This window comes from Lysobacter koreensis (genome assembly GCF_042677045.1).
Lineage (GTDB): Bacteria > Pseudomonadota > Gammaproteobacteria > Xanthomonadales > Xanthomonadaceae > Lysobacter_K > Lysobacter_K koreensis.
The window spans coordinates 389021-407544 of record NZ_JBHTIH010000003.1 but is presented as its reverse complement, the minus strand read 5'-3'; the positions used below and the strand labels follow the sequence as shown (position 1 = coordinate 407544).

Sequence of the window (18524 nt, the reverse complement as noted above, 5' to 3'; positions counted from 1 at the left end):
GACTGCAGCAACGCGCGCAGCAACCTCAAGCTGCTGCAGGGCACCGCCCCGGTCGGCATCGACGAGAACAAGGACGGCAAGCCCGACCGCACCCTCACCGCAACCGAACGCGCCAACCGCACCCAGTTGGCCGAGGCTGGCGTCAAGACCTATTGCGAGGTCGCGCTCGCCAGCGAACCGGCGTCCAGCGGCGCGAACTGACCGCGGCGCGAGCGCGTGAGGCTGGCTTGGGCGATCGTCGGCGGCATCGTGCTCGGGGGTGGCCTGGCGTGGTGGGTGGCGCGCGACGCCCCCGCGCAGGCGCAGCGCAAGCAGGCCCGCGCAGCCGCCGCGCGAAGCGCCCAGGCGCAGGACGCACGCCCCGTGCTGTACCGCTGGCGCGACCGCGCCGGGGTCGTGCACGTAACTTCACGACCGCCGCAGGGGCGCGATGCCGGACATCCGGTCGAGCGCATCGCGGTGGAGCCGCGCGAGGGCATCGAGGTCCACGGCGACCGCGAATAGTCCGCAGGTTCGCGCCGACGCCCCGTGCACGGCAAAATGGCCGCTTCCCTCGCAAGAAGCCCCGCCGATGCGCCTGTCGCAGTTCCACCTCCACACCAGCAAGGAAACCCCCGCCGACGCCGAGGTCATCAGCCACAAGCTGATGCTCAAGGCCGGCATGATCCGCAAGCTCGCCGCCGGCCTGTACACCTGGTCGCCGCTGGGGCTGCGGGTGCTGCGCAAGGTCGAGCGCGCGGTGCGCGAGGAGATGGACGCCGCCGGCGCGATCGAGGTGCTGATGCCGTCGGTGCAGCCGCGCGAGTTGTGGGAGGAGACCGGGCGCTGGCAGAAATTCGGCGGCCAGCTGCTCAAGATCAAGGACCGCAAGGACGCCGAGTACTGCTACGGCCCCACGCACGAGGAGGTCATCACCGACTTCGCGCGCAACGAACTGGCCAGCTACAAGCAGCTTCCGGTGAACTTCTACCAGATCCAGACCAAGTTCCGCGACGAGATCCGCCCGCGCTTCGGGGTGATGCGCGCGCGCGAATTCCTGATGAAGGACGCCTACTCGTTCCACATCAGCGACGCGGACCTGGTGCGCGAGTACCGCAACATGCACGACACCTACAGCCGCATCTTCACCCGCCTCGGGCTGAAGTTCCGCGCGGTGCAGGCCGACAGCGGCGCGATCGGCGGCGACGCCTCGCAGGAGTTCCACGTGCTCGCCGACTCGGGCGAGGACGCGATCGCGTACTGCATCGAGGATGACTCGGATGGATCGGGCTACGCGGCCAACCTGGAAGCGGCGGAAGCCGTGGCGCCGGGCGAACGCCCGGCCGCGACCGAGGCGATGCACCAGATCGACACGCCGACCCAGAAGACCTGCGAGGAGGTCGCCGCGCTGATGGGCATTGCTCTTGAGCGCACGGTGAAGTCGGTTGCGCTGATGGGTGTCGACGCGGATGCCAAGCCGCAGTTCGGGCTGGCGCTGGTGCGCGGCGACCATGCCGTCAACGAGATCAAGCTGGCCAAGCTGCCGGGCTTGGGCGATTACCGCCTCGCGACCGAGGCCGAGATCGCCGAACACCTCGGCAGCGAACCGGGCTTCCTCGGCCCGGTGGCGCCAAAGAACGCGATCCGCATCGTCGCCGACCGCAGCGTCGCGGCGATGGCCGATTTCGTGGTCGGTGCCAACGAGACCGGCTACCACCTGGCCGGCGTCAACTGGGGCCGCGACCTGCCCGAGCCGGACACCGTCGCCGACATCCGCAACGTGGTCGCCGGCGACCCGTCGCCCGACGGCCGCGGCACCCTCGCCATCGCCCGCGGCATCGAGGTCGGGCATGTGTTCCAGCTCGGCCGCAAGTACGCCGAGGCGATGAAGTGCACGGTGCTCGACGACAACGGCAAGGCCGCGACCCCGGCGATGGGCTGTTACGGCATCGGCGTGTCGCGGATCGTGGCCGCCGCGATCGAGCAGAACTTCGACGCCAACGGCATCGCCTGGCCGGAGGCGATGGCGCCGTGGCAGGCGGTGGTGTGCGTGATCAACCCGAAGAAGGACCCGGCCGTGGCCGAGGCGGCCGAGGCGCTGTACCGGGAACTCAATGCCGCCGGCGTGGAAACCGCGCTCGACGACCGCGGCCTGCGCCCGGGTGCGATGTTTGCCGATATCGAGCTGATTGGCATCCCACACCGGGTGGTGGTATCCGAGCGCGGCCTGGCGTCGGGCAGCTTCGAGTATCGCCATCGCCGCGCCGAGGAGGCCGAAAACCTCGACCGCAGCGCGTTGCTGGCGCGGTTGGGCGTGGCCGGATAACCGCCGCGGAAACCCCCGACGGCGCTTGTCGCGATAACTGCGGAAATAGCGCATTGGTTTACGGAACCTGGCCGCGCCATTACGATGGCGCGGCACGCCACGAATGGCCAAGGTTTCCGCCAGGCGTCCGTCAATAATCCCCCGGAGGTTTCATGTCCATCGATATCACCCGTCTGTCGGCGAAGGAACTCGAGTCGCTGATCAGCCAGGCCAAGAAGCGCAAGACCACGCTGAGCAAGCGCAAGCCGCTGGCCGCGGTGCGCAAGAAACTGACCCAGCTGGCCAAAGCCGAGGGTTACAGCATCGCCGAGCTGTTCGGCGGGAGCCCCGCGTCCAGCGCCGCGAAGTCGACGGCCAAGCCCGCGGCGAAGAAGACCAGCAAGGGCAAGTCGCTGGGCAAGGTCGCGCCGAAATACCGCAACCCCGACAACGCCGGCGAAACCTGGGCCGGCCGCGGCAAGCAGCCGCGCTGGCTGGCCGCGCACACCGGTGCCGGCCGCGCGCTGGACGAGTTCCTGATCAAGTAGTTTCGGGAATTGTGGAAACACAGAAAAAATGCCGGCCTCGCGCCGGCGTTTTTCTGGAGAGTAAACAGCGGGAACGGGGAACAGGGAAAAGGGAACGGGGAAGCAAAAGCCGGGGCAGCGAGCCCGCCTTGTTTTTGCCTTGGCTTCCCCGTTCCCTTTTCCCCCTTCCCCGCTCCGCGCCTACAGATTCCGCCGCGTCGGCAGCAGCAGGTTGCCGAATACCAGCCCGGCGATCAGCGCCAGCAGAATATTCAGCACCGCAAGCAGTGCGTCCTGGCCGGCGTTGACGTCCTGCTGCTGGAGCAGGGTCAGCAGGCCGCGCAGGCTGGTGCTGCCCGGTACCAGCATGATGATCCCCGGCACCCGGATGATCGCGCCGGGTCGCTGCCACCAGCGTGCGTAGGCATTGCCGGCCGCGGTCATGACCAGGGCGGCGAGGAAGATCCCCGCCGGGCTGCCGAACGCCAGCCCGCCAAACCGCGAGATAAGGTAACCGCCGGCCGCGGCCGCCATCACCTTCGGGTAATCGCGGCGGTCGGCGCGGAACAGCACCGCGAACGCGAACGCGGCCAGCGCCAGCGCACCCCACTCCACCCAGACCGGCTGTGGCCGCCAGGCGCGCACATCCGGATGCAGGCCGAGCAGGTCGGCGAAGTACAGCGCGATCACCGTGCCGATCGCGAGCTTGAGCACCGTGGTCACCGCGCCGGCGAAGCGCGCGGTGCCCGACACTAGGTGCTGGCTGGTCAGCTCGTTGACCGCGTTGGTCAGCGCCAGCCCCGGTAGCAGCACGATCAGCGAGGCGATGATCACCGTGTTCTGGTTGAGCGGCGCGACGAAGCTGGCGACCAGGATCGCGACGCTCGCGGCCAGCGTCGCCGCGATCGCCTCCAGCCCCTCGCGCAGGCGCGGGCGCATGTCCGAGGCCTGCACCAGCAGCCCGATCAGCAGGCCGTTGATGCCCGACACGCCGATGTCGAGCCACGGCAGCCGCAGCAGCCCGGCGATCGCGGTCGCGGCCAGGCCGTAGCCGAGCACCTGCATCGCGCGCGCGCGCGGCGACGGCGGCCGGTCCAGCGCGCGCATCGCCGCATGCGCGGCGGCCAGGTCGAGCCGGTCGGCCATCACTTCCTCGGCGATGCGGTCGGTCTCGCTGAGGCGGTGCAGATCGTTCTCGCCCAGCGGCAGGCGCAGCACCCGGGTGGTGTCGCTGTCGCCGGGGCGCTGCGGGTCGCTGAAGGTCAGGATCATGCCGGTCGGGTTCGACCACGGCTCGCATTCCAGCCGCAGGGTATGCGCGACGGCGCTGATCGCGCCTTCCAGCCGGGGCGCGGTGGTGCCGTACGCGTGCAGGCGGCGGGCCAGTTCGATCACGAAGTTCACGCGCGCCGCGTAGCTGGCGGAACTGGACGGGATTGTCGACGCAGCCGGCGCCGGGATCGACACCGGCGCGGCGGCGCCCGGAGGCAGCAGGTCCGGGGTCGGCGGGGGATTGTGCATCGTCATGTGCAAAGCATGGCACGCACGCGTGGCCGGCCAACAGCACCGCGGCGTCGCGGATGAAGATCCCGCATCACGGGACAGCCTGTATCCTCCGCGTGCACCCCGCAGACCGGGCTTTATGACCGCACCCACCGCGCAGCCCCCGCAGATCGATGTCGACGCCGGCCCGCCCTCGCGACTGCGGTTGAGTGGGCGCTGGACCCTCGAACACGCGGCCGATATCGGCGACCGCCTCGGCGAGGTACCGCGTTCGGTCGAGCAGGTCGATGCCAGCGCGGTCGACCGCCTCGACTCGGTCGGCGTGCTGCAGCTGATGCGCTTCGCGCGCCGGCATGCGCTCGACTTCGACGCGTTCGTGTTCCACGACACTCACCGCGCGCTGGTCAGCGCGATCGAGGACGTCCCCGACGACCGCCCCAAGCGCAAGCGCGAATACGGCTTCAACGCCGCCCTCGCCCGCCTGGGCTTCGCGATTACCGACAACTGGAAGGAGTTCCTGGCGCTGCTGGGCTTCTTCGGCGAGGTGCTGGTCAAGGGGCTGCGCACGCTCAAGCAGCCCAGCCGTTTCCGCGCCACCGCGACCGTGCATCACATGGAGCAGGTTGGCCTGGACGCGGTGCCCCTGGTGGCGCTGCTGTGTTTCCTGGTCGGCGCGGTGGTGGCGTTCCTGGGCTCGAACATCCTGCGCGACTTCGGCGCGGTGATCTTTGTGGTGGAGCTGGTCAGCATCGCATTCCTGCGCGAGTTCGGCGTGCTGCTGACCGCGATCATCCTGGCCGGCCGCACCGCCAGCGCGTTCACCGCGCAGATCGGCGCGATGGTCAGCCGCGAGGAGGTCGACGCGATCCGCACCCTGGGCATGGACCCGGTCGACCTGCTGGTGATCCCGCGCGTGCTGGCGCTGGTGATCATGCTGCCGCTGCTGACCTTCGTGGCGATGATCTTCGGCCTGCTCGGCGGCCTGACCGTCGGCGCCTACGGCCTCGACATCCCGCCGCAGCAGTACCTGGGGCGCATGCACGACACGATGGAGCTGCGGCATTTCGTGGTCGGCCTGGTCAAGGCGCCGATCTTCGCGCTGGTGATCAGCCTGATCGGCTGCCTGGAAGGCCTGCAGGTGAAGGGCACCGCGCAGTCGGTCGGCGAACGCACCACCTCCAGCGTGGTGCAGGCGATCTCGCTGGTGATCATCCTCGATGCGTTCTTCGCGATCTGGTTCATGGAGATGGGCTGGTGAGCGCGAACGTCGCCTCCGTCCCGCACGACCCGTGCGAGGGAATCGATGCCGATACGCCGATCATCCGCGTGCGCGGGCTGGTCAACCGCTTCGGCGAACAGGTCGTGCACGACGGCCTCGACCTCGACGTGCGACCCGGCGAGATCATCGGCGTGGTCGGCGGCTCGGGCACCGGCAAGTCGGTGCTGATGCGCTCGATCCTGGGCCTGCGCACCCCCGACGAGGGCGAGATAGAGGTGCTCGGCATCGACGCGCGCGCCGGCGATCCGGAGCAGCACCGCGTGATAGAACGCAACACCGGCGTGCTGTTCCAGGACGGCGCGCTGTTCTCCTCGCTGACCGTCGGCGAGAACGTGCAGGTGCCGCTCAAGGAGTACCACCGCGACCTGCCCGACTCGCTGCGCTACGAATTGGCGCTGCTCAAGATCAAACTCGCCGGGCTGCCCGCGGACGCACTCAACAAGCTGCCGTCGCAGCTCTCCGGCGGCATGCGCAAGCGCGCCGGGCTGGCGCGGGCGCTGGCGCTGGACCCGCCGCTGCTGTTTCTGGACGAGCCCACCGCGGGCCTGGACCCGATCGGCGCAGCTGCGTTCGACAAGCTGATCCGCACCTTGCAGCAAGCCCTGGGCCTGACCGTGTTCCTGATCACACACGACCTCGACACGCTCTACGCTATCTGTGACCGCATCGCGGTGCTGGCCGACCGCAAGGTCATCGCCTGCGCGCCGCTGGCGGAGGTCGAAACCCTGGACCACCCGTGGATCCAGGAATACTTCCACGGCCCCCGCGCCCGCGCCGCGCGCGAGGCCCGCGACAGCCATCCAGCGCCGCCGCCTACCAGCGCCGCCAACTAGGACTCCACGATGGAAACCAAGGCCAACTACGTCCTCATCGGTGCGTTCACGATCGTGGTGACGCTGATGCTGCTGCTGTTCGCGCTGTGGGCCGCGAAGTACTCGTCGGAGAAGAGCTGGCGCGAGTACGCGGTGATCTTCAACGAGCCGGTGACCGGCCTGTCCGAAGGCAGCTCGGTGCAATACAACGGCATTTCGGTGGGCACGGTGGAAACCTTGCGATTGGCCCCCGACGACCCGCGCCGGGTGCTCGCCCGCCTGCGCCTGCAGGCCGACGCGCCGGTCAAGGCCGACACCCGCGCCAAGATCACCATGCCCAGCCTGACCGGCAGCCCGATCATCCAGCTCACCGGCGGCAGCCCCGGCAGCCCGGCCTTGACCGACGTCGACCGCAGCGAGATCCCGGTGATCCGCACCGAGGCCTCGGCGCTGCAGAACATCTCCGACACCGCCAACCGGCTGGTCGCGCGCATGGACCAGGTGCTCAGCGAGGAAAACGTCAAGCGCGTGTCGACCACGCTGGCCAACATCGAGTCGCTGACCGGCTCGATCGCCGACCAGCGCGAGGACCTGCGCGCGCTAATCGTCAACGCGCGCCAGTCCAGCGAGCAACTCGAGGCCACCTTGCGCAGCGCCAACGGCGCGGTCACCGACATCGACCGCGAGGTCGTGCAGAAACTGCCGGCGCTGATGGCCAAGCTCGACAGCACGCTGGGCAAGCTCGATTCGGCGGCGGCCGGCGCCAACGGCATCGTCAACGAGAACCGCGCCGCGATCAGCAGCTTCGCCAACGATGGCCTGGCCCAGCTCGGCCCGACCCTGGGCGAACTGCGCTCGCTGGTGCGCGACCTGCGTCGGGTCAGCGACCGCCTCGAAGGCGGCCCGGCGGGTTACCTGCTCGGTCGCGACGCCCCCAAGGAGTTCGAACCGCAATGACCATGACGATCCCGACTCCCACGCTCCGCGGCGTGGCCCGCGCCGGCGTGCTGCTAGCTGCCGGCGTGCTGCTCGGCGGCTGCGCCCTGCTCGGCGGCAAGTCACGCCAGCAGGGCACGATCTACGCCCCTGAGCCGCGCGTCGCCGCCGACGCCCGCTGGCCGACGGTGCGCTGGCAGCTGTCGATGAGCCCGCCGAGTGCGGCGCGGATGATCGACAGCCTGCGCATCGCGGTGCGGCCGACGCCCAACGAGATCCAGGTCTACAAGGACGCGAACTGGGCGCAGCGACCCAGCGACATGCTCGAGGCCACGTTGCTGCGCACCCTGGAAGACTCCGGCAAGATTCCGGCCGTCGCCCGCCAGGGCAGCGGCATCAGCGCCGATTACAAGCTGGTGCTCGACCTGCGCCGCTTCGAGGCGGACTACGCGCCGGGCGCGGCCACGCCGGCGGCCACGATCGAGGTCAACGCCAAGCTGCTGCACGCGCAGGACCAGCAGGTCGTCGCCGCGCACACGTTCGTGCAGGCGCAGCCTTCGGCCAGCACCGCGGTGCCCGACGTGGTGACGGCGTTCGAGCGCTCGCTCGGGGCGATCAGCCAGGACCTGGCAGGATGGGTGCTGACCAGCGGCGATGGCCACGAGCGTGGCGGCGTGCACCGCTAGCCACTGCTGCCCGTGCGACGCTGCGATGGCAGGTTGGGCGGTTCGCAGCGCTTCATCGAGAACCGCCGATTGCGACTGTCGCCGCGCGTACGGAACCGGCGGATTCAGCTCGTCGCGGACGGCAGGATCCGCCGGAATGTCAGGTTGATCCGCTCATCCACCGGCCGCGCGGTGCGAGGCAACGCGTGGCGGTAATGCTGCTGGGTCGCCCCGGCCATCACCAGCAAGCTCCCGTGCGGCAACTCGATCACGAGCTTGCGCGTCGGCTCCGCTCGGTGCTTGAGCACGAAACGCCGGGTCGCCCCCAGGCTCAGTGACGCGATCACCGGCGTCGGCCCGAGTTCGGCCTCGTTGTCGCTGTGCCAGCCCATCGCGTCGCGGCCGTCTCGGTAGCGGTTGGCCAGCACGCTGTTGAAGCCGGTTCCCAGCTCCGTCGCCAGCCGCTCGCGAACCGGGTTCAGCACCGGTGGCCACGGCTGCGGCGCGAAGCGCGTCCCGGAATAGCGGTAGCTTGCGTCCGGATCGCCGATCCAGCAGCTCAGCCGCGGCGAATCGTGTTCACGCCCGAACAGGCGGATGCGGTGGACCGTCCACGGCAACGCCTCGCGCAAGTCCGCCAGCAACGCATCGGCCTCCGCCGCGGCCAGCCATTGCGGGTCGAAGGCCAGCTCGGCATCGCGCAGCGGCAGCGGGCGCAGGGGCATGCCGGACAAGGGCCTGTTAACGCTATAGGGATAGGCCCCGCTGCACCTGAGTGCGTGCGGGGCAAGGAAGAGTGAGTGTATGTCGATACACGACCGAGGGATGACGCGGCCCCGTGCGTACTCAGGTGCAGCCCTGCGGGTTGCTTCGCCCAGGCGCCAGGCGCCCGCTCGCGACTTGAACAGGCGGCCAGCCTGTCGGGGCGCTACGCACGATCACCTGACAGCCTGGGCGAAGCAACGGGGGCTTTCCCGAGAGCGTTAACGGGCCCTAGCACGGCCGATTTGGCGCTCCCGGCGCAAACCCGCGACAATCCGCGGTGCAAAGACCAGCAAGCCGCACGCGGAGCAGCCAGCATGAGCGAATCAACCGGAACGCAGCACGTCGAGCGCGACGTCATGGAATACGACGTCGTCACCGTCGGCGCGGGCCCGGCTGGCCTGGCGTTCGCGATCCGGCTCAAGCAGCTCAACCCGGAGATCTCGGTCTGCGTGATCGAGAAGTCCTCGACCATCGGCGCGCACATCCTGTCCGGCGCGGTGATCGAGACCGGCCCGCTCGACGCGCTGCTGCCCAACTGGCGCGCCAACCCGCCGCCGATCTGCGTGCCGGCCACCGACGACGAATTCTGGCTGCTGAGCAAGACCGGCGGCCGCAAGCTGCCGGTGCCGCCGGGGATGCACAACCGGGGCAACGTGATCGTCAGCCTCGGCGCGATGTGCGCGTGGCTGGCGCCGCAGGCCGAGGCGCTGGGCGTGGAGATATACCCCGGCTTCGCCGCGTCCGAAACCCTGCACGACGACAGCGGCCAGGTCATCGGCGTGCGCATCGGCGACATGGGCGTGGCCAGGGATGGATCGCACAAGCCCGGCTACACCGCCGGCATCGACATCCGTGCCAAGGTCACCGTGTTCGCCGAGGGTGCGCGCGGGCACCTGACCAAGCGCCTGGTCAAGCAGTTCAAGCTCGACGCCGATAGCGACCCGCAGGGTTACTCGATCGGCATCAAGGAGCTGTGGCACGTCCCGGAGGAGCGCGTGTCGCCGGGCAAGATCGTGCACAGCTTCGGCTGGCCGGCCGACAACGCCACCTACGGCGGCAGTTTCCTGTACCACCTCGACAAGGGCCGCATCGCGCTGGGTTACGTCAGTGGCCTCGACTACCGGGATCCGCAATACAAGCCGTGGGAAGCCTTCCAGCAATGGAAGAACCACCCGATGGTCAAGCCGTTGCTGGAAGGCGGCACCATCGTCTCCGCCGGCGCGCGCGCGATCGTCACCGGCGGCTACCAGTCACTGCCGAAGGTCGAAATGCCCGGCGCGCTGCTGATCGGCGACACCGCCGGCCTGCTCAACGTGCCGAAAGTGAAAGGCACGCACCAGGCGATCCGCAGCGGCATGCTCGCCGCCGAGCACCTGGCGCAGTCGGCGCTGGCGCCGGAAGGCTTCGACGCGAAGCTGCGCGCCTCCGAGGCGATGGCCGAACTGAAGAAGGTCCGCAACATCAAGCCCGGCTTCAAGCGCGGCCTGTGGTTCGGCATGTTGAACGCCGCCTGGGAAACCCTCACCGGCGGCCGCTCGCCGTGGACGCTGAAGAACAAGCCGGACTGGTCGTCGCTGGACAAGCTGAGCGAGCACGAGTTGCCGAAGCGTGACTACCTCGACCGCACGCTAGCCCCGCGTGACCGCCTCGCCTCGGTCTACTACGCCGCGACCGAGCACGACGAGGACCAGCCGGTGCACCTCAAGGTCGCCGACACCTCGATCTGCATCACCCGCTGCACCACCGAGTTTGGCAACCCCTGCACCCGCTTCTGCCCCGCGGGCGTCTACGAGATCGTCGACGACGCCACCGCCGGCAAGCGCCTGCAGATCAACGCCGCCAACTGCGTGCACTGCAAGACCTGCGACATCAAGGACCCGTACGAAATCATCACCTGGGTCACGCCGGAAGGTGGTGCCGGGCCGAACTATCAGAACCTGTGACGACGCCCTGATGCCTGTCAGCCAACACGCCAAGACGATGCTGTTCAAGGCGCTGCGGTTCTGTTTCCGGCTCATCCCCATGAGCGAGCCGGTGCGCGACCGCGCGCGGCAGAAATTCTTGGATCGCTACTCGCACATCGTTCCCCGCGGGCCGCGCGGACAAGAAGGCGCGCCCACGGTTCGACGCGCGCGCGTACGTTCCGACGAACCGGCGGTCGGCCACGTCGCCTACCGACAAGAACCACTGCCGTCACCGCTTCCCGCAACCCTGGTCGCGTTCTATCTGCCGCAGTTCCACCCCATTGCCGAAAACGACGCGTGGTGGGGCAAGGGTTTCACCGAGTGGCGCAACGTCACGCGGGCGCTGCCCCAGTTCGAAGGCCATGCGCAGCCGCGCTTGCCCGCGGACCTCGGCTTCTACGACCTGCGCCACGTCGACACGATGCGCGAGCAAGCCAAGCTCGCCACGGAGTACGGCATCGGCGCCTTCTGCTTCTACTTCTATTGGTTCTCGGGCCGCACCCTGCTCGAACAACCGCTGCGGCAATGGTTGGACGACCCCACGCTGCAACTGCCCTTCTGTCTGTGCTGGGCCAACGAGAACTGGTCGCGACGCTGGGATGGGCGCGGCGACGACATCCTGATTGCGCAGCAGCACAGCCCGGAAGACGACCTTGCCTTCATCGAGCACATCGCGCCTTACCTTCGCGATCCGCGCTACCTGAGAGTGGATGGCAAGCCGCTATTGCTGGTTTACCGTCCCGGCCTCCTGCCCGATGCCAAGCAAACCGCGGAACGCTGGCGCGACTGGTGCCGCATCCACCAGGTCGGCGAGATCCACATTGCTTATGTGCAGGGCTTCGAGCGCCCAGACCCGCGCGACATCGGCTTCGATGCGGCGGTCGAGTTCCCCCCAAACCTGTCCAGCCCGACCAACCTCACCGCGGACCAACGCCTACTGAATCCCGAGTTCGAAGGTCAAACATTGGACTGGCGCGAACTCGCCGAGGACTACGCCTCGCGTCCCATGCCCGCGTACCAACTGTATCCGGGCGTCAACACTGGTTGGGACAACGAGCCGCGCCGTCCGGGCAAAGGACGCGTCTACCTACATGCATCGCCGCGCGGCTATCGGGACTGGTTGCACACGACCATCGCCTCGCGCCTTGCCGATCAAGCGCCGTCAGATCGACTGGTATTCATCAACGCCTGGAACGAATGGGCCGAGGGCGCGATTCTCGAACCGGACACAGCGCTCGACCATGCCTGGTTGGAGGCGACGCGCCGAGCATTGCAACGCTCGGCTATCACGTGCCCGCGGCTGGCTAACCCCTTGCGGCCGTGTGTGGTGATTCACGCGTGGTACGCGGATGTCTTCGGCGAAATCCTGGATTCGCTGCAGGCCACGGGACTGGATTGGCGCGTGGTGGTGACGACAACGTCGGACAGGGCGCAGGCCATGCGTGACTGCCTGTCGAAACGCGGCATGCAGGCCGAAATTGAGATCGTCGAAAACCACGGCCGCGACATTCTGCCCTTCTTGCGGGTAGCGAACCGATTGCTTGACGAAGGCGTCGACGTCATCCTTAAGCTGCACACAAAACGATCGCTACACCGCCCCGATGGCGACGAGTGGCGCCGGGAAATGGTCAGCCGCCTTACGTCACCGGATCGTGCAGGTCAGATCATCCGTGCATTCGATGAAGATGAGTACTTGGGACTCATCGGTCCCGAGGCCCACCTCCAGCCACTGGAAACTTTCTGGGGCGCGAATGTGGATGCGGTGCACTACATGGCAGCCCGTATCGGCATGCGTCCACCCAAAAAGCAGGCATATTTCGTCGCTGGCAGCATGTTCTGGGTTCGCCTGGAATCCCTGCGTCTCTTGCTTGATGCACAGCTTCGCGGCTCGGAATTCGAGCAGGAATCCGGCCAGTTGGATGGGACGCTCTCCCATGCTATCGAGCGTCTATTCGGCGCGTGCGCATCCCATGCGGGCTTCAGCGTAAAGGATGCAGCCTCCATTGCAGGCACTACCTCGCAGAGTTCTGCGAGTGCGTACCGCTACGCCGCACGCAACTGATTCCATTCCTCGGATTGACCGTCGGCGGCCCCCGTCACCGGCGGCCCGGTGGTGGCGAGACCGCTGGCATTGCCCGCCGAACAAAACATGCGCCTACTGGTTGTGGGGCGAGGCCACGTTCTGCAATGCGGTACCGAGCCAAGGTCCGCGTTAACGCGGACCACCCAGCTCGAACTCCCAAGAGTTGTCCGCTCCGGTCGAATGCAATGCTGTGGCGATATTTGCTGAGAACGCGAGGTATCCGCGAGCTCCATCCAGCACATGCACTTCGGTCCGGGACGAGGCGCCCTGCTTGTTGATCGCGTACAAGTCTAGGTATCCATCGGCGTTGAAATCAGCCACCTTGAAGATCCACATATTGTTCGACCCGGTTTGGTGCAATGCCGTCGGGGTCTGCAACATGAATGTCTGAAAGCCATTCGCTCCGTTGAGGACATGCAGTTCGGTCGTTCCCGAGCCTGGACCCAGCTTGGAGATGGAGAATAGGTCTACGAAGCCATCACGATTGAAGTCGCCCAGCGCGAAATCCCATGAGGCATCGCTCCCAGTCCGCCCCAGGGCGGTGGCGATGTGGGCAAGGAAAGAGCGGAAATTGCTGGCGCCGTCCAAGACATGAACCTCCGTCCGTCCGGATCCCCCATTGCGTCCGATCGCGTACAGATCCAACACGCCATCACGGTTGTAGTCGCCCACCCTGAACACCCAACCGCTGTCGGAGCCCGTTGGATGAAGCGCCGAAGCCGCGTGCAGCAGGTAGGTGCGGAAGCCGTCGGCGCCGTTGAGCACATGCACCTCGGTGGTACCCGACCCGCCCTGCTTGGCAATCACATACAGGTCCACGAAGCCATCCCGGTTGTAGTCACCGAGCTGGAACTGCCATGCGTAGTTAGAGCCAGTTTGGTGGAGTGCAGTCGCCAGGTGCCGCGTGAACGACTGGAATGTCCCAGCGCCGCCCAGCGAATGGACCTCGCTGGTCGATGAGCCACCCAGCTTGGCGATCGCAAACAGGTCCAACGGAAGCTGGGTCGGCACCACCGTGGAACGGAAAGTCGCGACGATCGGCATGGCCTGCGTCAGGCTGCGCGCGTTGTCCGCCTGCCCCTCAATACCGCAGGGTTGGCCGCAGAACGACGTGCGTGGGCTGGAAAAGACCCGATAGCTCGTCTGCCCTGTATCTCCGTACGCCATCACCGTGTAGAAGTTGCCGGCGCCGGCACCGCTCTTGTAGCCGAACGAGAAATCGTACAGACCGTACTTGAGCGTGCCGTTCTCGGTCGCCGCAGTCCTGTCATGTTGCGAACCCATGTTATGGCCCAGCTCGTGCGCCAGTGATTCGTCGCGGCAGAAGTAAGTTTTTCCGTCGGCCCCAGGATCGCTGCCGTCACTTACCACCGAGTAGCCGAAGTACTCGTCGCTGGGGCCGATTCCCGACCGGCCACCACCGATCAGCCACGCGATGCCGCAACCATCGTTCTCAGGCGATTGGAAGTCACGCACCAGCGAGACCAGGTCGGCGCCGTACTGGTCACGTGCCGCACGCAATGCCGCGAAGGCGGGATCGGGCGTGGTGCGCGTGCTAGGCGCCCGGAAACCGGTCAACGCCTCGAGCGCAGTGTCATTGGAAGTGTTGTCCGGATAACTCACCTGCACCGCATGGACCAGACGGATGCGGTGGGCGACCTGGCTGTTGGCATAGGCCTGGTTGGAGACCTCGACCAGATAGTTGAGACGCGTGACCGCTTGCGACGGACCGCCCTGCGCCGCGGCGAAGCCGTTCGTGTAGCCCAGCAGGACGTCCACGGTGGTATCGGCGGCCGTTGCTGTGGCAGCGGCTGTCGCAATCGACGCTTCCATCGAAGGGCTGGACGCGTAAGCCTTGTTGCCAACGGCGGCCAACTTCGGCGGCACCAGGTAATCGGCTTCCGTCGGTCTGGTCGCGGAGTTGTCGATCAACGCGACCTTGGCCGGATCGGTTTCGACCAGCCAGGCAACACCATCGCGGATGGTGAGCTTCAAAGGAGCCTTGCCCGGCTGTGCGATGGAGCCGAATGCGGCGCGATCACCGAACGTGACGATTGCCTCTTCGGATTGGGCACCGCGCTCGATCCGGCCCACCCAGGTCCAGTCGCCCGACGGGTGTTCGATGTGGCGCTCGTACCTGAAATCCAAAGCCTCGCCAGACGGCGTGGTAATGCGCATCGAGCCATCGGCGATGGCACGCAAGGCATGGCTCTCGCTGATATCCGCGCGGTGCCAGGTATAGGCGCCGTCATGGCGCACAACGCGCTGTTTCGGATAACCGACCAGATTTCCCTTGTCAGGCAGGCTGGCGAAACTGCGGCGTCGTGATTCGGCCTGTGGTTGCGCAGGAGCGATCGAACCTTCGGCACGCTGGCCGGCGGCGTCTCGCGAACCGGCGGAACGAGGCCGCCAATCCTCAGCGCATCCCGCACAGAGAAGTAGCAACAAGGATGCGGAAAGATACTTGGACATGTTGGCGGTGGCCGGGGCTGTGCGGGAATGAACCGGGTCATCGTCCCCCAATCGCAGTCGCCCAGCAAATAATCCGGATCGATCCCGGAAAGCCCGTCAAACCCTGCTTTCAGGGCGAAGCCGCCTGTTCAGAATAAACGGGCGCACAACCATCCGCTTCCGGGATTCACGCCGACGTCACAAAACATCCACTCGGTAAACTAAACCTCAGGGGCTAGGAGCGGGACGCCGGTCTTATCCCGCAATTCCTCCAAGGCCACGCCCGGGGCCATTTCCACCAGCACCAGCCCCTCGGGCGTCACGTCCATCACCGCCAGCTCGGTGATGATCCGGTTGACCACGCCCACCCCGGTCAGTGGCAACGTGCATTCGGACAGTATCTTGTGTTCGCCGCTCTTGGCGGTGTGCTCCATCAGCACCACCACCCGCTTGACGCCGGCGACCAGATCCATCGCGCCGCCCATGCCCTTGACCATCTTGCCCGGCACCATCCAATTGGCGAGGTCGCCACGGTCGGTGACCTGCATTGCGCCCAGGATCGCCAGGTCGATGTGGCCGCCGCGGATCATCGCGAACGAGTCGTCGCTGCCGAAGTAACTAGCGCCGGAGCGAGCGGTCACGGTCTGCTTGCCGGCGTTGATCAGATCGGCGTCTACCTCATCCTCGGTCGGGAACGGACCGATGCCGAGCAGGCCGTTCTCGGACTGTAGCCACACGTCCATGCCCTCGGGGATGAAGTTGGCCACCAGCGTCGGCAGGCCGATGCCGAGGTTGACGTAGGCGCCGTCGGTGAGTTCCTGCGCGGCGCGCTGCGCCATCTGATCGCGGGTCCAGGGCATGTTCGGATTCCTTGAATGGGGTCGGCTGGCGCGCGCTTAAGCGCTGCGTATGGTGCGCTGTTCGATGCGCTTCTCGGGAGTCGGGTTATGCACGATGCGGTCGACGTAGATGCCCGGCAGATGGACGTGGTCGGGTTCGATCGCGCCGACCTCGACCAGTTCCTCGACCTCGACGATGCAGACTCTGCCCGCCATCGCGCAGGCCGGGTTGAAGTTGCGCGCGGTCTTGCGGAACACCAGGTTGCCGGCGGTGTCGGCTTTCCACGCCTTGACCAGCGACACGTCGGCCTTGAGCGCGGTCTCCATCACGTAGTGGTGGCCGTCGAACTCGCGCGTTTCCTTGCCCTCGGCCACGACGGTACCGAATCCAGTGCGGGTGAAGAACGCGGGAATGCCGGCGCCACCGGCGCGCAGGCGCTCGGCCAACGTGCCCTGGGGGTTGAATTCCAGCTCGAGCTCGCCGGCCAGATACTGGCGCTCGAACTCCTTATTCTCGCCGACGTAGGACGAAATCATCTTCTTGATCTGGCGCGTGGCCAGCAACTGCCCCAAGCCGAAACCATCGACGCCGGCGTTGTTGGAGATCGCGGTCAGCTGCGCGACTCCGCTGTCGCGCAAGGCGGCGATCAGCGCGTCGGGAATGCCGCACAGGCCGAAACCGCCAACGGCAAGAGTCTGGCCATCGGCGACCACGCCCTTGAGCGCCTCGTTGGCGCTGGGATACAGCTTGCTCTTCGCGATGGCCTCGGCCATGAAACAACTCCTGTGCGGGACACGCGCAGTTTAGCGTGGGCGGCCGCGGGATCGCAGCGGACTTTTGGGCAATGGCAGGGCACCGGACGTGCAGGCTTCAACAGCTCGGCGTCACGACCTTCCGTACGCATCCTCGAGCCGGACGATATCGTCCTCGCCCAGGTAGCTGCCCGACTGCACCTCGATCAGTTCGACCGGCTCGCTGCCGCGGTTGCGCAGGCGGTGCACGCTGCCGAGCGGGATGTAGGTGCTCTGGTTTTCGTGCAGGTCGAACACGCGGTCGTCGCAGGTGACCTCGGCCACCCCCGACACGACGATCCAGTGCTCGGCACGATGCCGGTGTTGCTGCAGGCTCAGCGCCGCGCCGGGCTTGACCACGATCTTCTTGACCTGGAACCGCTCGCCCACGCCGATCGAGTCGTAGCTGCCCCACGGCCGGTAGACCTTGCGATGGAACAGGTGCTCCTGGCGGCCAGCCGCCTTGAGCAGGTCGACCACCACCTTGACGTCCTGCACCCGGTCCTTGCGCGCGACCAGGGTCGCGTCGGCGGTATCGATGATCACCAGGTCCTCGACCCCGATGGTGGCGATCAAGCGTCGCTCGGACGCGCGCACCAGGCTGCCGCTGCTGTCGACCGAGATCACGTCGCCTTCGTGGCGGTTGCCATTCGTATCGCGTTGCGCCACCGACCACAGCGACGACCACGAGCCGATATCGCTCCAGCCGCAACTCACCGGCACCACCGCGGCACGGTCGGTCTTCTCCATCACCGCGTAGTCGATCGAGTCGCTCGGGCTGGCGGCAAACGCGTCGCTGTCGATGCGGATGAAATCGAGGTCGGCCGACGCCGACCTGTAGGCTGCCTGCGCGGCGGCCAGAATGCCGGGCGCATGCAGCGCCAGCTCGTCGAGGTAGCGCCGCGCCTTGAACAGGAACATCCCCGAGTTCCAGGCATAGGTGCCCTCGGCCAGGTAGCGTTCGGCGGTGGCCAGGCCGGGCTTCTCGACGAAGCGTTCGATCCGGTACCCGCCTTCGCCCGGCCCGCCCTTCAACAGGCGCTCGCCACGCAGGATGTAGCCGTAGCCGGTTTCGGCGTAGTCGGGGCGGATCCCGAACGCGACCAGCCAGTCGCCATCGCCGAGGTTTGAGGCGCTGGAAACCGCATCGCGGAACGCTGCCTCGTCCTCGATCAAATGGTCGGCCGGCATCACCAGCATCGTCGCCTCGGCATCGCCAGCCAGGACATGGAGCGCCGCCAGCGCGATCGCCGGCGCGGTGTTGCGCGCCACCGGCTCGAGCAGGATGCCGCCGCTGGCGACCCCGATGGCCTGCAGTTGCTCGCCGACCATGAACCGGTGGTCCTCGCTGCAGACGGTGACTGGCGGCTGCGCGCCGGATAGCCCATTGGCACGCAGGATCGTCTCCTGAAACAGCGAGCGGTCGCCGATCAACGACAGGAATTGCTTGGGCTGGTTCTGCCGCGATAAAGGCCACAGCCGGGTTCCGCTGCCCCCACTGAGCACCACCGGATGGAGCATTGCGCCGCCTCGTTGATTCTGGAGCGCCAGAATAGCCCACGATCGGAGCGGGTCCGGCCACGCCGGTCCCCGCACGACTGCGCCCGCGGCCGGCCTCCGCTAG

Annotated in this window: 15 protein-coding genes; 9 read left to right on the top strand and 6 right to left on the bottom strand. The window is 67.1% G+C overall.

The genetic code is table 11. From position 1 onward, the window contains the following. Window positions 1–216: 216 nt before the first annotated feature. The 3 genes from ACFQZQ_RS07245 (at window position 217) to ACFQZQ_RS07235 (ending at window position 2832) form a co-directional block, all read left to right on the top strand. On the top strand, window positions 217–504 hold the full coding sequence (locus ACFQZQ_RS07245) for a DUF4124 domain-containing protein (protein WP_386812088.1): 288 nt from the start codon (window positions 217–219) through the stop codon (window positions 502–504). A 67-nt stretch (window positions 505–571) separates the two neighbouring features. Next, complete coding sequence (locus ACFQZQ_RS07240) at window positions 572–2305, top strand: proline--tRNA ligase (RefSeq protein ID WP_386812087.1); 1734 nt, start codon at window positions 572–574, stop codon at window positions 2303–2305. 152 nt (window positions 2306–2457) lie between these two features. After that, window positions 2458–2832, top strand: coding sequence for an H-NS histone family protein (locus tag ACFQZQ_RS07235; protein ID WP_386812086.1), 375 nt, complete (start codon window positions 2458–2460; stop codon window positions 2830–2832). Window positions 2833–3012: 180 nt separating this feature from the next. On the opposite strand, the gene ACFQZQ_RS07230 is transcribed toward ACFQZQ_RS07235, so the two are convergent. After that, window positions 3013–4332, bottom strand: a complete 1320-nt coding sequence (locus tag ACFQZQ_RS07230) for a threonine/serine exporter family protein (RefSeq protein WP_386812085.1) — start codon at window positions 4330–4332, stop codon at window positions 3013–3015. A gap of 121 nt (window positions 4333–4453) precedes the next feature. Between ACFQZQ_RS07230 and ACFQZQ_RS07225 the strand changes: the two genes are divergently transcribed. The 4 genes from ACFQZQ_RS07225 to ACFQZQ_RS07210 are packed head-to-tail and all read left to right on the top strand — an operon-like array spanning window position 4454 to window position 8027. After that, entirely contained in the window at window positions 4454–5572 is a 1119-nt protein-coding gene (locus ACFQZQ_RS07225; protein ID WP_386812084.1) for an ABC transporter permease, read from the top strand. A 41-nt stretch (window positions 5573–5613) separates the two neighbouring features. Then, a complete protein-coding gene (locus ACFQZQ_RS07220) occupies window positions 5614–6426 on the top strand; it encodes an ABC transporter ATP-binding protein (RefSeq protein WP_386812564.1) in 813 nt (270 codons plus the stop codon). Between the two features lie 9 nt (window positions 6427–6435). Next, window positions 6436–7362, top strand: coding sequence for an MlaD family protein (locus ACFQZQ_RS07215; protein ID WP_386812083.1), 927 nt, complete (start codon window positions 6436–6438; stop codon window positions 7360–7362). 2 nt (window positions 7363–7364) lie between these two features. Then, window positions 7365–8027, top strand: coding sequence for an ABC-type transport auxiliary lipoprotein family protein (locus tag ACFQZQ_RS07210; protein ID WP_386812082.1), 663 nt, complete (start codon window positions 7365–7367; stop codon window positions 8025–8027). A 104-nt stretch (window positions 8028–8131) separates the two neighbouring features. On the opposite strand, the gene ACFQZQ_RS07205 is transcribed toward ACFQZQ_RS07210, so the two are convergent. After that, window positions 8132–8731: an alpha-ketoglutarate-dependent dioxygenase AlkB family protein gene (locus tag ACFQZQ_RS07205; protein WP_386812081.1), complete on the bottom strand. Its 600-nt coding sequence runs from the start codon at window positions 8729–8731 to the stop codon at window positions 8132–8134. A gap of 354 nt (window positions 8732–9085) precedes the next feature. Here ACFQZQ_RS07205 and ACFQZQ_RS07200 point away from each other — a divergent pair, with 354 nt between their 5' ends. Continuing rightward, window positions 9086–10714 (top strand): electron transfer flavoprotein-ubiquinone oxidoreductase, encoded by a 1629-nt coding sequence (locus ACFQZQ_RS07200; protein ID WP_386812080.1) that lies wholly within the window; start codon window positions 9086–9088, stop codon window positions 10712–10714. Window positions 10715–10724: 10 nt separating this feature from the next. Next, window positions 10725–12797, top strand: a complete 2073-nt coding sequence (locus ACFQZQ_RS07195; protein WP_386812079.1) for a glycoside hydrolase family 99-like domain-containing protein — start codon at window positions 10725–10727, stop codon at window positions 12795–12797. Between the two features lie 150 nt (window positions 12798–12947). On the opposite strand, the gene ACFQZQ_RS07190 is transcribed toward ACFQZQ_RS07195, so the two are convergent. The 4 genes from ACFQZQ_RS07190 to ACFQZQ_RS07175 form a co-directional block, all read right to left on the bottom strand. After that, entirely contained in the window at window positions 12948–15290 is a 2343-nt protein-coding gene (locus ACFQZQ_RS07190; protein ID WP_386812078.1) for a reprolysin-like metallopeptidase, read from the bottom strand. Window positions 15291–15490: 200 nt separating this feature from the next. Then, entirely contained in the window at window positions 15491–16129 is a 639-nt protein-coding gene (locus tag ACFQZQ_RS07185) for a CoA transferase subunit B (RefSeq protein ID WP_386812077.1), read from the bottom strand. Window positions 16130–16165: 36 nt separating this feature from the next. After that, window positions 16166–16882: a CoA transferase subunit A gene (locus ACFQZQ_RS07180; RefSeq protein ID WP_386812076.1), complete on the bottom strand. Its 717-nt coding sequence runs from the start codon at window positions 16880–16882 to the stop codon at window positions 16166–16168. Between the two features lie 111 nt (window positions 16883–16993). Next, window positions 16994–18421 (bottom strand): mannose-1-phosphate guanylyltransferase/mannose-6-phosphate isomerase, encoded by a 1428-nt coding sequence (locus tag ACFQZQ_RS07175; RefSeq protein ID WP_386812075.1) that lies wholly within the window; start codon window positions 18419–18421, stop codon window positions 16994–16996. Between the last annotated feature and the right edge of the window lie 103 nt (window positions 18422–18524).

Coding starts and splice junctions, on each gene's coding strand:
- ACFQZQ_RS07185 (WP_386812077.1), bottom strand. CDS start 16,129: ATGCCCTGGACCCGCGATCAGATGGCGCAGCGCGCCGCGCAGGAACTC.
- ACFQZQ_RS07180 (WP_386812076.1), bottom strand. CDS start 16,882: ATGGCCGAGGCCATCGCGAAGAGCAAGCTGTATCCCAGCGCCAACGAG.
- ACFQZQ_RS07225 (WP_386812084.1), top strand. CDS start 4,454: ATGACCGCACCCACCGCGCAGCCCCCGCAGATCGATGTCGACGCCGGC.
- ACFQZQ_RS07205 (WP_386812081.1), bottom strand. CDS start 8,731: ATGCCCCTGCGCCCGCTGCCGCTGCGCGATGCCGAGCTGGCCTTCGAC.
- ACFQZQ_RS07235 (WP_386812086.1), top strand. CDS start 2,458: ATGTCCATCGATATCACCCGTCTGTCGGCGAAGGAACTCGAGTCGCTG.
- ACFQZQ_RS07175 (WP_386812075.1), bottom strand. CDS start 18,421: ATGCTCCATCCGGTGGTGCTCAGTGGGGGCAGCGGAACCCGGCTGTGG.
- ACFQZQ_RS07195 (WP_386812079.1), top strand. CDS start 10,725: ATGCCTGTCAGCCAACACGCCAAGACGATGCTGTTCAAGGCGCTGCGG.
- ACFQZQ_RS07230 (WP_386812085.1), bottom strand. CDS start 4,332: ATGCACAATCCCCCGCCGACCCCGGACCTGCTGCCTCCGGGCGCCGCC.
- ACFQZQ_RS07210 (WP_386812082.1), top strand. CDS start 7,365: ATGACGATCCCGACTCCCACGCTCCGCGGCGTGGCCCGCGCCGGCGTG.
- ACFQZQ_RS07215 (WP_386812083.1), top strand. CDS start 6,436: ATGGAAACCAAGGCCAACTACGTCCTCATCGGTGCGTTCACGATCGTG.
- ACFQZQ_RS07190 (WP_386812078.1), bottom strand. CDS start 15,290: ATGTCCAAGTATCTTTCCGCATCCTTGTTGCTACTTCTCTGTGCGGGA.
- ACFQZQ_RS07240 (WP_386812087.1), top strand. CDS start 572: ATGCGCCTGTCGCAGTTCCACCTCCACACCAGCAAGGAAACCCCCGCC.
- ACFQZQ_RS07200 (WP_386812080.1), top strand. CDS start 9,086: ATGAGCGAATCAACCGGAACGCAGCACGTCGAGCGCGACGTCATGGAA.